The following is a 16514-nucleotide window of genomic DNA, read 5'->3' on the forward strand; positions in this document are numbered from 1 at the left end:
ATCCTATTTTAGAATTTATCATATTATCTTAAAATATCATGTGATTTTTTTAGTTGTTCACTAATTCTCCTTAACTGCATTAACATGGTAACAATATATTTTTGGTAAATGCCGTCTTTGACTTTAAACTAATTTTTTATCCATATGTATCGTATTCCAAATCGGGTCGTCCTCCACTATCCTGCTTCTAAAGCCTTTGGCTTTCCAAAACGGAATAGCTCCAGGCAGAAACGGATGGGTATGTAAGTAAAGATCTTCATATCCGGCAGAACGGCTGAAGTCTAATGCGGTTTTGTATAAACGGGTGCCAATACCCAAGCGTCTATAGTTAGAATCCACATAACATTTTACAATTTCAGCCATATTAGTATTGCCATAAAATTGCTGGAGCTGGTTAAAACGTCCATCATAGGGAAGGACCCCAATTGTACCTACTACGTATCCATTTAATAAAAATGCTGCAAATAATGCTGCGTCATCCTGATTGTGATAATATTCTTCAAAACAGACGAGATCCTTTGGAACATCCTCTTGGGATAACATTGGAAAGAGTTCTTTACGGAGCCTAATAATAAAGTCCATCACTTGGCTGTAGTTATCTTTAGAAACCCTTCTAATCATAAAGGATTGAATTGTATTCAACTTAGAAGACACCCCTCTTGTTTTCTTGAAAGATGACATTGGCAACAGAATGTAATAATTTTTTTGAGTACTCATGTTGAACATATGCAAGCTGATTCGTCGCTATTTGCTCTACTATTTCCCCTTTATATAAAAACAATATTCTGTCACAAAGCTTCACAGCTGACAGTATATCATGTGTGATAAACAAATATGTTACCCTGCTTTCTCGCTTAATTCTAGTTAATAACTCTAATAATTGGGATTGTGTTGGCGCGTCTAAAGCGCTTAACGCCTCATCTAACACTAAAAATCTTGGGGATGTACTAATCGCCCTTAAAAGGCACACTCTTTGTAATTGCCCCCCACTTATTTCATGTGGATAGCGGTTAAGTAATGATTTCGTTAATCTAAACTTTTCCAATAATTCATTTATGATTTCTATCCGATCATTTTTTTGACCTAACGCAAGTAGCGGTTCACTAATAATTTCCTTTACTGTGAAGTTTGGATTTACAGAAGAAGCATAGTCCTGAAATACGATACTCATTCGTCCCTTATTTTCCTTCTTCCACTCTGGGACGACTTTTCCATCAATAAGTACATCGCCTTTATCCGCTTTTTCAAGACCCGTTATAATTCGGCTTAGCGTACTTTTTCCACTGCCACTTTCTCCAACCAAACCTACGCATTCCCCAGCCTTTACTGTAAAAGTTATATCTTTTAATACCGTTTGATTATCTTCCCTAAACCAATATTCACCTTTCGAATAAGATTTACTTACTCTTTTTACTTCAATCATTATTTCTAATCCCCAAACTCATCGCCTTTATAAAGGCTTCGGTTACTTTATCTCGACTGTTTAGTAAATACTTTGTGTATTCGTGTTTTGGGTGTGAAAATATATCTTCCGCTCTACCATACTCCACCTGTTTTCCATCCTTCAAAACTAACACGTAATCTGCAAGACTCTGCACGATTTTAAGATCATGGGAAACAAAAATAAGTGAAGTGCGATATTCGTTTCTAATTTTCTGAAATTCTGCTAATACTTCATTTTGGTTAATAGAGTCAAGGGCAGTAGTTGGTTCATCTGCAATTATAATCTCCGGTTTCATCGCCATTACGATGGCAATCATACATCGTTGTAACATCCCACCTGAAAGCTGATGAGGATATTTTTTTAAAACGTCCAATGGCTCGCCTATATTCATCCGTTGGAGTTCAAATAGTGACCGTTTCATGGCTTCTTTTTTAGAAATTTGGAGATGTTCACATAAAGTTTCAGCCATTTGATTTCCAATTGTATAGACTGGGTCAAAGGCTGTTAATGGGTCTTGGAGGATCATACAAATTCGTCTACCTCTTATCCTTCTAATCATTTCTCCTTTCGCTTGAAGCAAATCAATACCGTCAAAGAAAACAGAGCCTGAAGCCTCAAGTGAAGGATTTGTAAGCCCTAAGATGGCCTTTAAGATGACCGTTTTACCGCTACCGCTTTCACCGACAATGGCTAGACAGCTATTCCTCTCCAATGTAAAATTAATCCCATTTACAAGGACAGCCTTTGTCCTAAAGTCCCTAATGACTAGGTTTTGCATAGCTAAGACTACCATGTCCTCACCTCGTTATATTATCCCCTTTTATATGATGAGAAGTTTGTAAACTGTCTCCTAAAAAATTAAACGCCGCAACAACAAGGACGATTGCTAATCCAGGGAAGAGCATTTGTAGAGGTGCTACTGTCATAATATTCTTGGCTTCATTTAACATCATTCCCCATTCTGGTGTAGGTGCTTGCACACCCAACCCTAAAAATGAAAGAGCTGAAATTGTTAAAATTACTGATCCAGTATCAAGTGTAGCGAGGACCATTATTTCACCAGCAGCCCCAGGCAGAATATGCTTTTTCATAATGTGGCCTGTACTTAATCCGTTAACTTTTGCAAAATGAATATAACCTTTGTCTGAATATTTAATGACAATGGTTCGAATCATCCTTGTATACCAAGCCAATTTAGCGATGATGGCTGCAGATACGATATTTACTAAACCCGTACCTAAAATCCCAATGATTGCTAAGATCATGATCTCACTTGGTATTGATAAAAAAACATCGCAAATTCTCATTATTATTTCATCAACCTTGCCGCGAAAATAACCGGCAAGCAACCCTAACAGAGTTCCTATTAAGATCGTTGTCATCATTGCTGCTATTGATAGGACAACGGTTGTACGAATTCCATATATCAATCTTGATAATATACAACGGCCAAGATGATCGGTCCCCAAAGGATATTTCCAACTAACCCCTGCAAGTTTCTCCTTCACATTTACATCGATTGGACTATTTGGGGCAATAAAAGGTGCAAAGATTCCAACGATTATGATAACGAGCAGAATGCCCACACATAGTACAGCAAGCCGATCTTTCTTAAGTCTTTCTATTAATCGCACACCTATTACGCCCCTTTTCTCACTCTTGGATCTACAAACGCAGTTATGATATCGACGAGTAAATTAAAAACAACAAATAAAACAGCCATAATTAGTATATAGGCTTGGATTATCGGATAATCATGATTAAAGATTGCCGTTACACATAATCTTCCTACACCCGGCCAAGCAAAGATATTCTCTACGACGACTGCACCTGCAATCAGCTTGGGAATTGACATACCAATGGCTGTTATTGTTGATAGCAACGAATTTTTTAAAATATGCTTTAATATTACCCGCTTTTTAAGACCTCGAACGCGGGCATAAAAAACATAGGATTCACTTTTGTTTTGCACCATATTATTTCGGATCAATCGAACATACATCGAAATATAACCGAGTGAAAGAGTAAGAGCTGGCAAGACTACAGAACTAGGTGTTTCCATACCGCCGATTGGGAACAATCCTAGTTTTACAGAAAAGAACCATATGAGGAGTATTCCTATCCAAAAGCTCGGCATCGCTTCACCGATAAAAACGACCGCTCTTATTAAACGATCTCCTATGCTATTTTCGTAAATCACACAAAAAATACTTACTGTAATGCTCACAACCATAATCATAATCAGGGCAACGGCCACCAGTAAAAGCGTGGCTGCTATCGCGTTCTTCATTTCAGCAAGGACAGGCTCCTTTGTTATAAAACTAGTCCCAAAATCCCCATGAAAACTCCCAAAAATCCAATCAAGATACCGTTCCATAAAAGGTTTGTCCAATCCAAGCTCCAAACGCTTTTCTGCTACAGCTTGTTCCGTAGCGATTACATCATTAACACGTAGCGCAACTTCCGCTGGATCACTAGGATTTAGATTAATTAAAACAAAGGATAGAAAGGAAATTCCAATAACAATTGGAACAATGCCTAGCATTCTATTTAGGATGTATCTATTCATTTATACCCCCAAATCCATATCGAACTATTCGAAGTACATTTTTTCAAAAGGAATCTCATACTGTGACTGGGTAAATGTAACACCTTTAAGGGCAGGATCAAAAATTGCCTTTGTCCGAGAATAAGTAAGCGGTACATAAACAGCCTCCTTATGGAGATAGGATAAAATATCGGTGTACATTTTCTGGCGTTTTTCTGCATCGGGCTCTATTAATAGGGCTGTTATTGTTTGATCTAACCATTCTTTATTCTCAAGTCCCAATTGTGCTTGGTAATCGCCATGAGCCGGGATCCTCCAAGAGGATACAAAAGATTGGGGATCATACGGTATTCCCCATGATGTTGAAAACTGCAAATCGAATTTCCCGGACTTTTGGCGATCTAAAAAGGCTTGTTTCTCTTCCCCGACTATTTTTAGACTTATTCCTACCTCTTGTAAATTCTGCTGCAAATATTCACTAATCGTACGTTCACTGGCATTATCTGAATTAAAGTAAATAGTCATCTCCAACTTTTTTCCCTCTTTATAGCGATATCGATCTTCACCAAGCTTCCAACCCGCTCGGTCAAGAAGTTCTTTTGCATAAACAGGGTTGTAGGTTCTTTTCGGCAAATCGACATTTGCATATGGGACATTTGGCGCAAACAATGTATAAGCAGCTGTTTCTAATCCGTTAAACAAGCCGTCAGCGATGGATTCTTTATCAATTGCATACTGGATTGCCTCACGAATTTGTAAATTATTTAATACTGGGCTGTTTGAATTCAATAAGATTGTACGTGATGTAATCGGTTCACTTAATAGTGTCTGAAATACACCTTGATCTTCCAAAGCTTTAAAGGAATCGATATTAACCATATCCCCGTCAGAGCCGAAAATAAGATTGATATCCCCTTTTTCAAGTGCAAGTAATATAGACTGATGATCTGGCATGACTTTCCATCTGACGGCACGTACCTTAGGTTTTTCTCCCCAATAGTGATCATTGGCTATAAATCGTGCATATTGGTCGTTTTTATGCTCTGATAAAATCCAAGGCCCAGTCCCAACATACCCGTTCACACCCTCTTTCGTTGTTCCATTTATAAAGCTTGAAGGCGATATAAACCTAAATGGACGGGTTAAACCTAATTCTATTAAAGTAGGGTAATATGGCTGTTGTAAAACAAGTTTATATGTATATTCGTCAACGACTATGTTTTCTTTAATTAAATGTACCATATCGAGCCAAGCATGCCGACTTTTGTTTTCTAAAATAGCATCCATATTCATTTTAACAGCCCGTGCATTAAACGGTTCACCATCTGTAAACGTAACATCTTGTCTTAGATGAAAAGTATATTCTAATCCATCTTCCGAAATCTCCCAACTTTCAGCCAACCATGGCTTAACACCATCGTCAGTATTGATCACGAGAGGTTCAAAAACCATGTTTTGAGCGGCCATTTCACCACTATATAAATGGGGATTGATGTCGCGTATATCCTTTGTACTGGCATACACAATTTCGTCCAGTTCACTATTTTCTCTTGGTGCATTAATTTCACCTGAGCATCCATTAATAAACAGAAGCAACAAAGTAAATAGTATGATTGTAAATTTATTTTTTTTCATTCCATTTTCCGTCCCAACATTTTTAAAATATGCATCCCAAAGAGCATTCATCAGCAAAAAATGATTATATACTATTATAATATAAGCCTCTAATTTTTAGGCAAAAAAAAGCTTGTAGAATCAATATGGAATTAGTATCCACACCTAAAGCAATAGCAACCTATCTTATAGGCAGGAAAGTCCTGCTTTTTTCGATAAACGGGGCGATATCCATCGTTTTTCTTTAACCATTTACATAATATAACTTTAAATGACAATAACTTTTATTGTTGAATGGATCTCTTTTTCCGGGGAACTATGGTTCCATTCATGGGGATAGTAGCCTAATGGGTTGCAGATTATTTCAATTCCTTCATAATGCGTAACCATAATAATATTTTTTCCTTCATACTCTTGTAGCCATTTCTCAATTTTTTCAACATAATAATCCGTCAAATTTTGGTCATCCATCGGCCAATTGGCATAGGTTTTATCAGGCCATGTAAAATTACCGAATGTTCCAAGAGCATAATGTTCGGCATTATAGTCCTTCATTCCAAATGTATAATCATACCAACCACCTTCACCGATGACTACCCAATTATCATCCAATTTAATTGGTCCATTACCAAGATTACCTGGGAACTTAAGCAAAATTTCATATGCTTGAGTTGAATCTCCATAATAAACATCATGGTTCCCATGAACAAATATTATTTTAATTTGCGGATTTGAATTTTGAAGTTGATTCAACAGATTAAGACTTTTTTCAGGACCTGCTGTCATGTCACCACTTATAATAAATACATCTGGCTGGTTCGCATCGAGCCAATTATTTAATAATGTCATGATATCAATCCTTGTTTTTTTGCGGTTAAGTCCTTCGTGAATGTCGGATAATATTGCGATTTTCATTCAATTATTCCCCCTATTATAGACAAAATGTAATTACTGAATATTCCAACTGTAATAATAGTATTAACACTTATACCAACTGAACAGTGCGATACAAACATTATTTCAAATAAGTATTTTTAGTCTATGGTATATATCACAGTGAATCCTGCTTTTTCCCGTATTTTCATACGTACCTTACCATTTTGCAGGTAACCAATTTCTTTAAATATCATTTACTATACCATGAATATTTTTCCCATACAGGGATGTACAAAATAATAGGGTGGTTTCAAAAAATGATTATTAGAAGGGCTAACGAATATGAAATAAATCATTTATTTCAATGGTCTTTATCATTGACTGAAGAACTTTCAGCGGGTTATATGGAAAGTAATTTACATATGACACATGATATGGTTTCAAAGGTTCTTTCTCATGGTGGTTATTATCTGATTGCCCAACATGGTTGGGAAGTAATGGGCTGGATTTTGTTGGGATTCGACCAGAATTTTTATAAAAATAACCCGGTTGGTTTTCTTTATGAACTTTATGTATTCCCGCCCTATCGGAAGAATGGGGTTGGGAAAATCCTAATGAAAGAAGCTATGGACCAGCTTAAACAGGCAGGGATGAAATCCGTACAGTTGAATGTATTTGCTGGGAATTCGGCGAAAAATATGTACGAGAAGCTTGGATTTAAAGAGGTTACTATGTTAATGGAAAAGGAGCTGTAAGATAAAGCAACAGCTCCCATTACTATTTACCTTGGAACAGAGACCCCTTTCAAATACTCCGTGATGGCAGCTAAAAACTCACGGCCGTACCGCTCTAACTTCGTTTCGGCAACCCCTTTTACAGATAACATCGCTGCTTCATCTTCCGGACATTTTGCACACATGTCCCGGAGGGTGCTATCTGAGAAAACGATGTAAGGCGGAACTTTCTCGCGGTCGGCAATTTCTTTTCGAACCGTGCGTAAAATTTCAAATAACTCATCATTGGCATCGAGCAGATGTCTTATCGCCTGCTCTTTTTTGTATACCTTCTGCTCCCCTTTTAATACGGGTACAACTTTATTTGTTAAGCCCACGGTTGGATATTGGCTGTTTGTTAACTTGCAATACCCTTCTGCAATTAGAAAATCAATCAAGTTAGCAATATCTTTTTCTGTTCGATTTTTTAGTAAACCATAAGTTGATAGTTTTTGTAGATGCATTTCGATGATCCGCTTATTTTTCGAGCCCTTTAATACTTGGGCAACAAGGGTTTTCCCGAAGCGCTCGTCCATTCTTTTTATACAAGAAAAAATCATTTGTGCTTCGGTTGTGATATCTATTTTTTCCCGATTGTCCGTACAGTTTTGACATGTCCCACATGTTTCTTCTTCATAATGGTCCCCAAAATATTCGACAATATAGCGTTGGAGACAAAGCTCGGTATGACAGTAGTCAGTCATTTTTTGAAGTCGTTCGTATTCGATCTGTTTAGCGGATTCGTCCAAAAGCGATTGCTCTATCAAAAACTTTTGAAGCTGAATATCATACGGTGTAAATAATAAAATACATTCACTTCGTTCCCCATCCCTACCGGCCCTGCCTGCTTCCTGATAATAGGATTCCATGTTTTTCGGAAGGTTGTGGTGGATAACAAAGCGGACATTTGAGGCATCAATGCCCATTCCAAAAGCGTTGGTTGCGACCATCACGGCTATTTTTTCAAAAATAAATTGATCCTGTGCATGATTGCGCTCTTCTTCACTGAGTCCGGCATGATATTTTCCTGCTTTAATTCCTTTTTGCAGTAGAAATTCATGGAGCTGATCGACTTCTTTTCTCGTTGCGGCATAAATAATTCCCGACTGATTGGGGCGGTCTTGAATATATTTTAAAATAAATGAACGTTTTTCCTGGCCTTTTACAACAGAGAAAGTTAAATTCTCACGTTTAAATCCGGTTACAACAGTATTTTCCCGAGGGATACGAAGCTGTTCACGGATATCTTCCATTACAATTGGCGTGGCTGTCGCTGTGAGCGCAACTACAGTTGGCTTTACCCTCAAACCTTCGATCATTTGGTAAATTAATCGATAGCTTAGCCGAAAATCGTGTCCCCATTGCGAAATACAATGCGCTTCATCAACAGCGACAATTGAAATTGGAATCCTTTCCAGTACCGCTCGAAAATTTGGAGTCTCTAGACGCTCCGGGGCAATATAAAGAAGCTTGTATTTCCCATGAATAGCATCTCTTACCCTTTCCTCCATTTCAAAAGCATCAATGGAGCTATTTAGAAACGTAGCAGATATGCCAGCCTGCTGAAGTTGATCAACTTGATCTTTCATTAAGGAAATTAATGGAGATATTACAATGGTCACGCCCTCTGCAAGTAATGCAGGCACTTGGTAACAAAGGGATTTCCCTCCCCCAGTTGGTAAAATACCAAGTGTATCTTGCTTTTGGAGAATTTGGTAGATGATCTCTTCTTGCCCTGTTCGAAATGAGGAATAACCGAAATAAGTCTTTAATATTTTTTGTGCTTCTTGAAGCATTTCATCACCTCAGCTGTGAGTCTCAATCGTATATATTATCATATCACAATTTCTAGCATCATAGGTGCTATAACAATTACCCGGTAAAGCAAAACTTTGTTGAAAAAAAATAATTTTTTAGCATACATATAAAGATAACAAGGGTCTGAAGGGAGTGAGTGGTGATGTTCCCTTGGAATCTTAACGGAAACCTGCAGGAGTATATAAAACAATTTACAAATGTTAAACCGAATGAGGTTGAAGATTTTATTAAAAAAATTCTATCAAGTCATGTTCCTTTTCAATCTTCCCCGCAAACGGATGTGAAATCAAGGGAGCAAAAACCATCCACCCTAACCAATAAAGAACCTACAAAAAATCCTACTAGTGCTCAACATAAAAATGAACCCATTGAAATAAAGGTATTTGAGTCGCACGAAGATGTCTTTGTCCACTTCCCGCTAAATAATAAAAATGATATTAAGGCCGGAAAAATATTTTACAATTCAAATCAACTCATTTTAAAGGATATTCCAAATATTGGCGACAAGCATAAAGTACTATTACCTGCTATTGTTCAGCAGCGGGGGGCGAAAATTAATTATAAAAATGGTATCCTTCAGATTAAAATACCTAAAGCTGATGACCTTCAATTTACGGAAATTGATTTGAATTTATAGGATGTCCGGTCGAAGCGACCGTTTAGTTACGTACTTTTTCAATAAAGTATTGCATAAGATATAATACCAAAACATGTTAGGGTGATCTTGTTATGGCAATTGCCATTAACTTTGTTTCTATCGTCATCAACTCTCAAAATACAAATGCAGCGGTTGCAATCGGTGAAAATTTGCAATCAAGCTGGAATTCACATCAAAAGCAAAATTTTGGAACTGGTCAGGCTATCGGCAATACTGCTGAAATAAATATGATCATTAATATTGTTGATAACGATGTCATTGATATGCCAGTGTCTGATAATGATGTTGTCCCATCAAACCAAACTCAAGCACTTTAAGGGGGGTACACTATGAGAGTCCAATTTGATCTAGGTGATATTCAAGTAACCTCAATTGAATCTTCATCAGGGATTTTCATCTCGCAATCGAATATTATGAACGGCTGGCGGTCCCAAATCAAATTGAATTCAGGGTTAGGGGAAGTTGGTAATCAAAATAAATTAGAAAATTTTATTTCCATTGTATCTGATGATGACAATGTCGATACCCCAATGGTCAATAACAGCATGTGGATTGAAAATAACATAAAAACCTCTGATAGTGATATTAATATAAATTTTAATGAAATTAAGGTTGATCTTCTTGATACAAATTCGACAATATCAATTGGGGAAAGCACTCAATCCGGGTGGGCATCTCAAATAAAAGGCAACTTGGGGAACGGACAATTTATTGGAGATAATGTCTTAGCGGACAGCCTAAATGTCATCAAAGATGATGATATCATTGATGCACCAGTGCAACAGCGCTTAATAAACTTTTCACCAACTACAGAAATAGGGTGATGGGGCCTTGAGTGATCAAAAAGAAGAAAAACATTGCATAAGATGCCATCATCTTGCCGAAGAAAAAGATCAATTTTGTGTTCGATGCGGAGCACCGTTAATTAATCGCTGTTCAGATTCTAAAACGAGTGGCAAACACTGTTGTGGGCACACAAATAGGTCTGACGCGGCTTTTTGTGCAAAATGCGGATTTGAAACAGTTTTTAGGCAGCACGGGCTACTATAGCACTTTTTCGCACTTCTAAAGCGAAAAAGTGCTATTTATTTTTATTGGACAATTTTTTGTTTCAATCCCGGTGAATTATCGGTTGTAATATCGCTATATTGGGTCACTTGATTTCTTCCATTTTCCTTTGCATGGTACAAGGCTTGATCTGCCAGGGAAATTAAATGGGTTGATCTTCTATTTCCATTGGACGGAGTCATTGTTGCAACACCAACACTAATCGTAACAAATTTATTAACCTCTGAGGTTGGGTGTAAAATCTTTAAATCCAAAATCATTTTTCTTAAGGTTTCAGCTTTTGTTAACGCAACCTCTTCACTTTGATCCGGTAGAATAATAGCAAACTCCTCTCCACCGAACCTGGCTACAATATCCGATGAATCACCATATAGCTCGCACAATTGCCTGGAGATATTTTTTAAGCACTTGTCACCTTCCAAATGACCAAAGGTATCATTGTAATTTTTAAAATAATCAATATCAAATAAAATGAGTGAAATCACTTTTGAATAATATCTAGCATTGGCCCATTCCAATTCTAATGTTTGATCAAAATACCGTCGATTGTATATACCGGTATGGCCATCCAGGTCGACTAAGGATTCCATTGATGAGAATTTTTCATGTAATTCTATTCTCATCGTATTTATATTTCGAATGAGTTCAGCTAATTCATCTTCCCTTTTATATGGAGGTATTCCAACTGTAAAATCTTTTCTTGTGTAGGCCTTCACACTATTATTTAATAATAGAACGGGTTGAATAATCGATTTTGTTTGTCTGTTAATGATAAGTACATTAAGAATAATGAGTAAAATCGAAATAATAAATAATGTGTTTCTTGCTTCGGAAATTTTGTCTTTGTAAGTATTTCGGTATGTATCTCTTAATGTTGCGGCGACGATTTCTGCTTCATGAAGTGATTGGCGGAAGTCATCAAACGATGCCTTAGATTCTTTATATAACTCCACCGTAGGCTGTTCTCCGTTTTTAGTCATCGTAATTAAAGGAGCACCATATTCCTCATGCCATGACTGTCCTTTTTTGATAACATCTTCAATTGACTTTTTAATATTTGGGGGCTGTGTTTCAAGCTTTCCGATAAGAAAATCTGTTGCATTATTGTATTCTTCTGTACTTTTTTCAAAAGAATCCAAAAAAGTAGTTTCCTTTGTTAAATGATAACCACTTTGTGCACTTTCTTGGTTTAATAATGATACGTATAAAATATGTAGTGAATTTTGAAGTTCATCAATCTCTATCTGTAATCTTGCATTTGTTGAAAATTGATGATCGATTTCCAAGTAACTAAAAAATACATAGATAAAGAAAACAATCGCAGAAATACTAGTAGTAATTAAGAGTTTCCTGCCAATTCTCCCGAAATTTAAAAATTTCATTCTATTTTTCTCCAATAATATGTCTTAGTTTTTTTTACTTTTGATATTTATATTTTCTTTCATTATTTTACAGAATAATAAACAATTAAAATAGTCCATTTAGAAATATTTTACAAAAATTTCATATTTTATATTTCAAAAATTATTCCTAAAACGACGACAAAAGTTGAATTTTTCAGTGTTAAAATGATTATAACAAAGATTTCAATTTATACCTTAATATGTATGAAGGGAGTTTTCGAAGATGGAAAGCCGCAGAAATAGTATTCGTAACCATAGAAGCTATGAACGAAAAAAAGCAAAAGAAATCTGGATTGAGCGAAGTAAATCTTTCTTCATTACTTGCTTCTGCTTAAGTGTAATTGTGTATATTTTATACAATATATAGTGACCTTTAGTTATTTCATATTAATTAGTTATTATATTTATTATTGAAATATGGTAACAACATTACTTTTTGTTTATAATAAAGGTAGAGGTGAATTTGTATGAGTAATTATGAACTCTGCCCTAAATTTGAAGCAGCTATGCAATTATTAGGAAAACGGTGGATGGGACTTATTATTTCTCAATTACTAGTTGGACCCCAACGATTTGGAGAGATGGAATCAAGTTTACCAATCAGTGGGAAACTTCTTTCTGAAAGGCTAAAGGAATTAGAAAAATGGGGTGTTGTAACGAGAAATGTCTATCCTGAAATTCCGGTACGCATCGAATACGAGTTAACAAAACGTGGTAGAGAGATGGAACCTATTATTAAAGCGATTCAGTATTGGGCAGAAAATTCCATGGATCATAGTAACTTAGATGAAAAATAAGAATATAAATAAATGATAAACCGTCTGTCAAAAATTGTACAGACGGTTTTTTTGCGTATTTAACACTATTACGATAGTTTTTATTACTCTATTTATAAAAATGTAAATTACTGTAAAATTTGTGAGCAATTTGTGAAGTTTGTTACAGATGAAGTATTTTAAATTTTATATGGTTATTTCGAGAGCAACTGTAGGGGGTGCGCTTCTAAAACGTAAGAAACCTAAAAAAACAAAATGAAGAATTGTATTAAAACTTTTTATTAAGGGGGTTCATTTATGTATCAACAAGCAGCTTGGTTTACGACCATTATTTTCATCGCTGGTATTATTGGAGTATTTGTTTACGTACTAATCAATTCAAGTCAAAAAGAAGAGTATGCTTCAGTAAAACATAAAGGGCATACGGTTCAAAAATTTTATTTTCTTGGTTTAATTGTTGTGCTTGGTATTGCAACAACCATTACACTTCAAGATCTTCCTTTTGATAGAGCAAAAGCACAAGAAAATCAAATTGAAGTCGATGCAACTGCTATGCAATTCGCTTTCGAATTATCGCAAAATGAATTCAAAGTTGGGCAACCCATTGTTTTTAATGTAACAAGTAAGGACGTCAACCATGGTTTTGGAATTTATGATGACAACATGCAAATTGTTGCACAAACACAAGCAATGCCTGAATATACGAATCCAGTTTATGTAACATTTAAAAAACCAGGTACGTATAAAGTTTTATGCTTGGAGTACTGTGGGATTGCCCATCATGTAATGCAAGCAACAATTACAGTAACAGAATAATAATTATTTAAAGGGGGTAACGTCATATGAGACCTATTACTGATACAGTCAATAGTTCAACAAGAAAAAGTGTTGTTTTTCCGACCCTTTTGGGCAGCGTTCTTATTTTACTGATGATGGTTGTGGGTTTAATCATGCTATTAAATCAAGGGAAATTAATTACCATTTCCGATGGTTTTTTCTATAAAATTATGACTCTACATGGAACTGGAATGATCGGTGCAGGAGCTCTGGCCGGAACAGCCATCATGTATTATTTCACAAGTCAATATATTAAATTAAGCAAGGCCATTTTTGTATCAAATATCGTTCTTTCTATTCTGGGAGTCGTAATGGTTCTTATTGGTATTTTCGTTTTTGATTTTGCGGCAGCATGGACTTTCCTTTATCCTCTTCCAGCCATTTCAGGTGGAATGTGGGGAGCTGCCGGAGCAGTTTTCTACCTTGGAGGTATGACTGTTCTCGGTACCGGTTTCCTTTTATTTTACCTTGATACAGGAAGAGCCATTATTAAAAAATATGGAAATCTTGGTAACGCATTAGGCTGGCCAATCATTTTCGGTAAAACAATGAAAGAAGAACTTCCTCCAGCAATTGTGGCGGCAACAATGGTTACAATTGTTAATACAGCTGCTTTAGTATCTGGTGCAGCAGTCCTAATTATGAGTATTATTAATGTGTTTAATCCCAGCTTTACGATGGATCCACTTTTAGCTAAAAACCTAATTTATGCATTTGGACATATTTTCGCAAACTCTATCATTTATATGGGTGTTATCGCTGTTTATGAAGTTTTCCCTAAATACACTGGAAGACCCTGGAAAACATATGGCACTTTCTTAATTGCATGGAATGCGTCTACATTATTTACAATGATTATTTATCCCCACCATTTATTAATGGACTTTGCTGTACCAAAATGGATGTTGATCCTAGGTCAAGTTCTTTCTTATGCAAATGGACTTCCAGTTCTTGTTGTAACAGCTTTTGGTGCATTACAAATTATATTTAGATCTGGTATTAAATGGGATATGCCTTCAACCTTATTTTTTATGTCCATGTTTGGTTGGGTTATGGGTGTAGTTCCTGCTATTATCGACGCAACAATTGCAATCAATCACGTGATGCATAATACAAAATGGGTACCTGGACATTTCCATATGTACATGGGTATCGGAGCTGTCGCAATGATTTTTGGTTTTATGTATTATGTCCTTAAAGTTGAAGGACTTAAAATGTCTTCCTATCTTGATAAATTAAGCTTCTGGGTATACTTATTATTCTTTGCAGGATTAACTTTCTCATTCCTTTACAGCGGAAAACTAAGTGCACCAAGACGCTGGTCCCAGCATTTCCCTGAATGGGTTCCTGCTGACCAATTAGGTGCAGTTGCTGCCATTGGTATTATTTTTGCAACATCTGTATTTATCATCCGTTTTGCGGTATCAGCAAAACAAATTGGTACACAAAAAGATGAAAAAGAAACAAAGGAAAAGTTATATGCGTAATCTAGTTTCTATTCTCATCGTACTTATAATTGGATTATTAGTTCTATGGGAAGGAACTGACGGGCTTCACGCTTTTACGGCGGAGAAAGCCCGTCAAATTGATATTACGGAAACCGCTCCCCTACTTCCGAATGTTAGCTTGGAAGATGGTGACGGTAAGAAACTTCAGCTTCATGATTATAAAGGCAAAATCGTTCTGGCAACGTTTATGTATACGAGCTGCGGCGATGTCTGCCCTATTTTAGAAATGAAATTTAAAGAGGTTTATGATGGTTTGCCTAAAGAATATTTAGGGAAAGAAGTTGTTTTTTTAAGTTTTAGCTTTGACCAAGAACGGGACACTCCTGAAAGGTTAAAGGAATATGGAAAACATTTTGATGTCGATAGTGTCACATGGAAAATGGTGCGATTCACCGACTATGATGCCCAACAAGCATTTTTAGATTTAATTGGTGTGATCGTCATACCGAATGAAACTGGCGGATATGAACATAATTCTGCTATCTATATGATTAATGAAAAAGGAAAGCTTGTTGAGATTTTTGATTATCAAAATCCAGATAAAGTTATTAAAAAAGTTAGTTCTATAATTGGTTAAAATTTTCAGATCAGGAGGAGAAAAAGATGTTTAAAAGAGACGCAACATTGGGAACCGGTTTGTTCATTCTTTTAGCACTTCCTCCAGTTAAACAATTAATGGAATCCCACATGGTTGGTCAAATGATTATCCAGCTTCCCCTGCTCGTTCTAGCTGGATTTTTTATGGGAGAAGCCATAAAAACAAAAATTTCAGTTGAAAATAACAATTCCAAACTCAATGGAGTCGCCGGAATTCTCTTGGCTCTTTTCACGATCACCTATTGGATGCTGCCAAGAGCAGTGGATGCTTCTTTGAATGATGTAGTGTTTGGAATTCTAAAATATAGCACGTTACCGTTACTAGCAGGAATTCCAATCAGTTTGTGTTGGAAAAGGTTACATCCTCTTTGGAAAAGTTTTATATGGGCCAATAATATTTCAATGTTTGGTGTTTATGGATGGTTGTATATTATATCACCGGTACGGCTTTGTAATAATTATCTACTTGGTCAACAAGTACTATTAGGCCAGATCTTTTTATTGATAACGGCTCTGATTATACTTTACTTTATTTTCCGATCTTTTGTAGGTGACCACCGTGCAAACTATATAGTAAGTGAAGAAAACTAGGTT

General features: G+C 36.1%; 18 protein-coding genes. 9 read left to right on the forward strand and 9 right to left on the reverse strand.

Annotation, left to right across the window (positions count from 1 at the left end; all coding sequences use genetic code 11):
• Positions 1-123: 123 nt before the first annotated feature.
• The 7 genes from P9E47_RS20915 to P9E47_RS20945 all read right to left on the reverse strand — a co-directional run bounded on the left by P9E47_RS20915 (position 124) and on the right by P9E47_RS20945 (position 6521).
• Complete coding sequence (locus tag P9E47_RS20915; protein WP_003330151.1) at positions 124-642, reverse strand: GNAT family N-acetyltransferase; 519 nt, start codon at positions 640-642, stop codon at positions 124-126.
• A 1-nt stretch (position 643) separates the two neighbouring features.
• Entirely contained in the window at positions 644-1423 is a 780-nt protein-coding gene (locus P9E47_RS20920; RefSeq protein ID WP_003330150.1) for an ABC transporter ATP-binding protein, read from the reverse strand.
• On the reverse strand, positions 1416-2237 hold the full coding sequence (locus P9E47_RS20925; protein ID WP_326164743.1) for an ABC transporter ATP-binding protein: 822 nt from the start codon (positions 2235-2237) through the stop codon (positions 1416-1418). Before P9E47_RS20925 ends, P9E47_RS20920 begins: the two co-directional genes overlap by 8 nt.
• 4 nt (positions 2238-2241) lie before the next feature.
• The gene (gene opp1C / locus P9E47_RS20930) at positions 2242-3078 is read right to left on the reverse strand and encodes a nickel/cobalt ABC transporter permease (protein ID WP_326164745.1); all 837 of its coding nucleotides are present in this window, start codon (positions 3076-3078) and stop codon (positions 2242-2244) included.
• A gap of 5 nt (positions 3079-3083) precedes the next feature.
• A complete protein-coding gene (gene opp1B, locus P9E47_RS20935; protein WP_003330146.1) occupies positions 3084-4013 on the reverse strand; it encodes a nickel/cobalt ABC transporter permease in 930 nt (309 codons plus the stop codon).
• 24 nt (positions 4014-4037) lie between these two features.
• Entirely contained in the window at positions 4038-5627 is a 1590-nt protein-coding gene (gene nikA / locus P9E47_RS20940; RefSeq protein WP_326164747.1) for a nickel ABC transporter substrate-binding protein, read from the reverse strand.
• A 246-nt stretch (positions 5628-5873) separates the two neighbouring features.
• Positions 5874-6521: a metallophosphoesterase gene (locus P9E47_RS20945; protein WP_326164750.1), complete on the reverse strand. Its 648-nt coding sequence runs from the start codon at positions 6519-6521 to the stop codon at positions 5874-5876.
• Between the two features lie 278 nt (positions 6522-6799).
• Here P9E47_RS20945 and P9E47_RS20950 point away from each other — a divergent pair, with 278 nt between their 5' ends.
• A complete protein-coding gene (locus P9E47_RS20950; protein WP_003330143.1) occupies positions 6800-7237 on the forward strand; it encodes a GNAT family N-acetyltransferase in 438 nt (145 codons plus the stop codon).
• A gap of 26 nt (positions 7238-7263) precedes the next feature.
• On the opposite strand, the gene recQ is transcribed toward P9E47_RS20950, so the two are convergent.
• Complete coding sequence (recQ, locus tag P9E47_RS20955) at positions 7264-9051, reverse strand: DNA helicase RecQ (protein WP_003330142.1); 1788 nt, start codon at positions 9049-9051, stop codon at positions 7264-7266.
• A gap of 164 nt (positions 9052-9215) precedes the next feature.
• Between recQ and P9E47_RS20960 the strand changes: the two genes are divergently transcribed.
• The 3 genes from P9E47_RS20960 (at position 9216) to P9E47_RS20970 (ending at position 10555) form a co-directional block, all read left to right on the forward strand.
• Positions 9216-9710, forward strand: coding sequence for an Hsp20/alpha crystallin family protein (locus P9E47_RS20960; RefSeq protein ID WP_003330141.1), 495 nt, complete (start codon positions 9216-9218; stop codon positions 9708-9710).
• Between the two features lie 92 nt (positions 9711-9802).
• Positions 9803-10048 (forward strand): hypothetical protein, encoded by a 246-nt coding sequence (locus tag P9E47_RS20965; protein WP_003330140.1) that lies wholly within the window; start codon positions 9803-9805, stop codon positions 10046-10048.
• Positions 10049-10060: 12 nt separating this feature from the next.
• Positions 10061-10555 carry a hypothetical protein gene (locus P9E47_RS20970; RefSeq protein ID WP_003330139.1) on the forward strand — a complete coding sequence of 165 codons (495 nt, stop codon included), beginning with the start codon at positions 10061-10063 and terminating at the stop codon, positions 10553-10555.
• A 267-nt stretch (positions 10556-10822) separates the two neighbouring features.
• On the opposite strand, the gene P9E47_RS20975 is transcribed toward P9E47_RS20970, so the two are convergent.
• Positions 10823-12181: a sensor domain-containing diguanylate cyclase gene (locus P9E47_RS20975; RefSeq protein WP_003330138.1), complete on the reverse strand. Its 1359-nt coding sequence runs from the start codon at positions 12179-12181 to the stop codon at positions 10823-10825.
• 488 nt (positions 12182-12669) lie between these two features.
• Here P9E47_RS20975 and P9E47_RS20980 point away from each other — a divergent pair, with 488 nt between their 5' ends.
• The 5 genes from P9E47_RS20980 (at position 12670) to P9E47_RS21000 (ending at position 16511) form a co-directional block, all read left to right on the forward strand.
• A complete protein-coding gene (locus tag P9E47_RS20980; RefSeq protein ID WP_003330137.1) occupies positions 12670-12999 on the forward strand; it encodes a winged helix-turn-helix transcriptional regulator in 330 nt (109 codons plus the stop codon).
• A 276-nt stretch (positions 13000-13275) separates the two neighbouring features.
• Positions 13276-13794: a cupredoxin domain-containing protein gene (locus P9E47_RS20985; RefSeq protein WP_003330136.1), complete on the forward strand. Its 519-nt coding sequence runs from the start codon at positions 13276-13278 to the stop codon at positions 13792-13794.
• Positions 13795-13820: 26 nt separating this feature from the next.
• Entirely contained in the window at positions 13821-15302 is a 1482-nt protein-coding gene (locus P9E47_RS20990) for a cbb3-type cytochrome c oxidase subunit I (RefSeq protein ID WP_326164752.1), read from the forward strand.
• The gene (locus P9E47_RS20995) at positions 15295-15900 is read left to right on the forward strand and encodes an SCO family protein (RefSeq protein ID WP_051678265.1); all 606 of its coding nucleotides are present in this window, start codon (positions 15295-15297) and stop codon (positions 15898-15900) included. Before P9E47_RS20990 ends, P9E47_RS20995 begins: the two co-directional genes overlap by 8 nt.
• 26 nt (positions 15901-15926) lie before the next feature.
• Positions 15927-16511 (forward strand): hypothetical protein, encoded by a 585-nt coding sequence (locus P9E47_RS21000; RefSeq protein ID WP_003330133.1) that lies wholly within the window; start codon positions 15927-15929, stop codon positions 16509-16511.
• The last annotated feature ends 3 nt before the right edge of the window (positions 16512-16514 follow it).

Source organism: Schinkia azotoformans (genome assembly GCF_035811335.1).
Taxonomy (GTDB): Bacteria; Bacillota; Bacilli; order Bacillales; family Bacillaceae_J; genus Schinkia; species Schinkia azotoformans.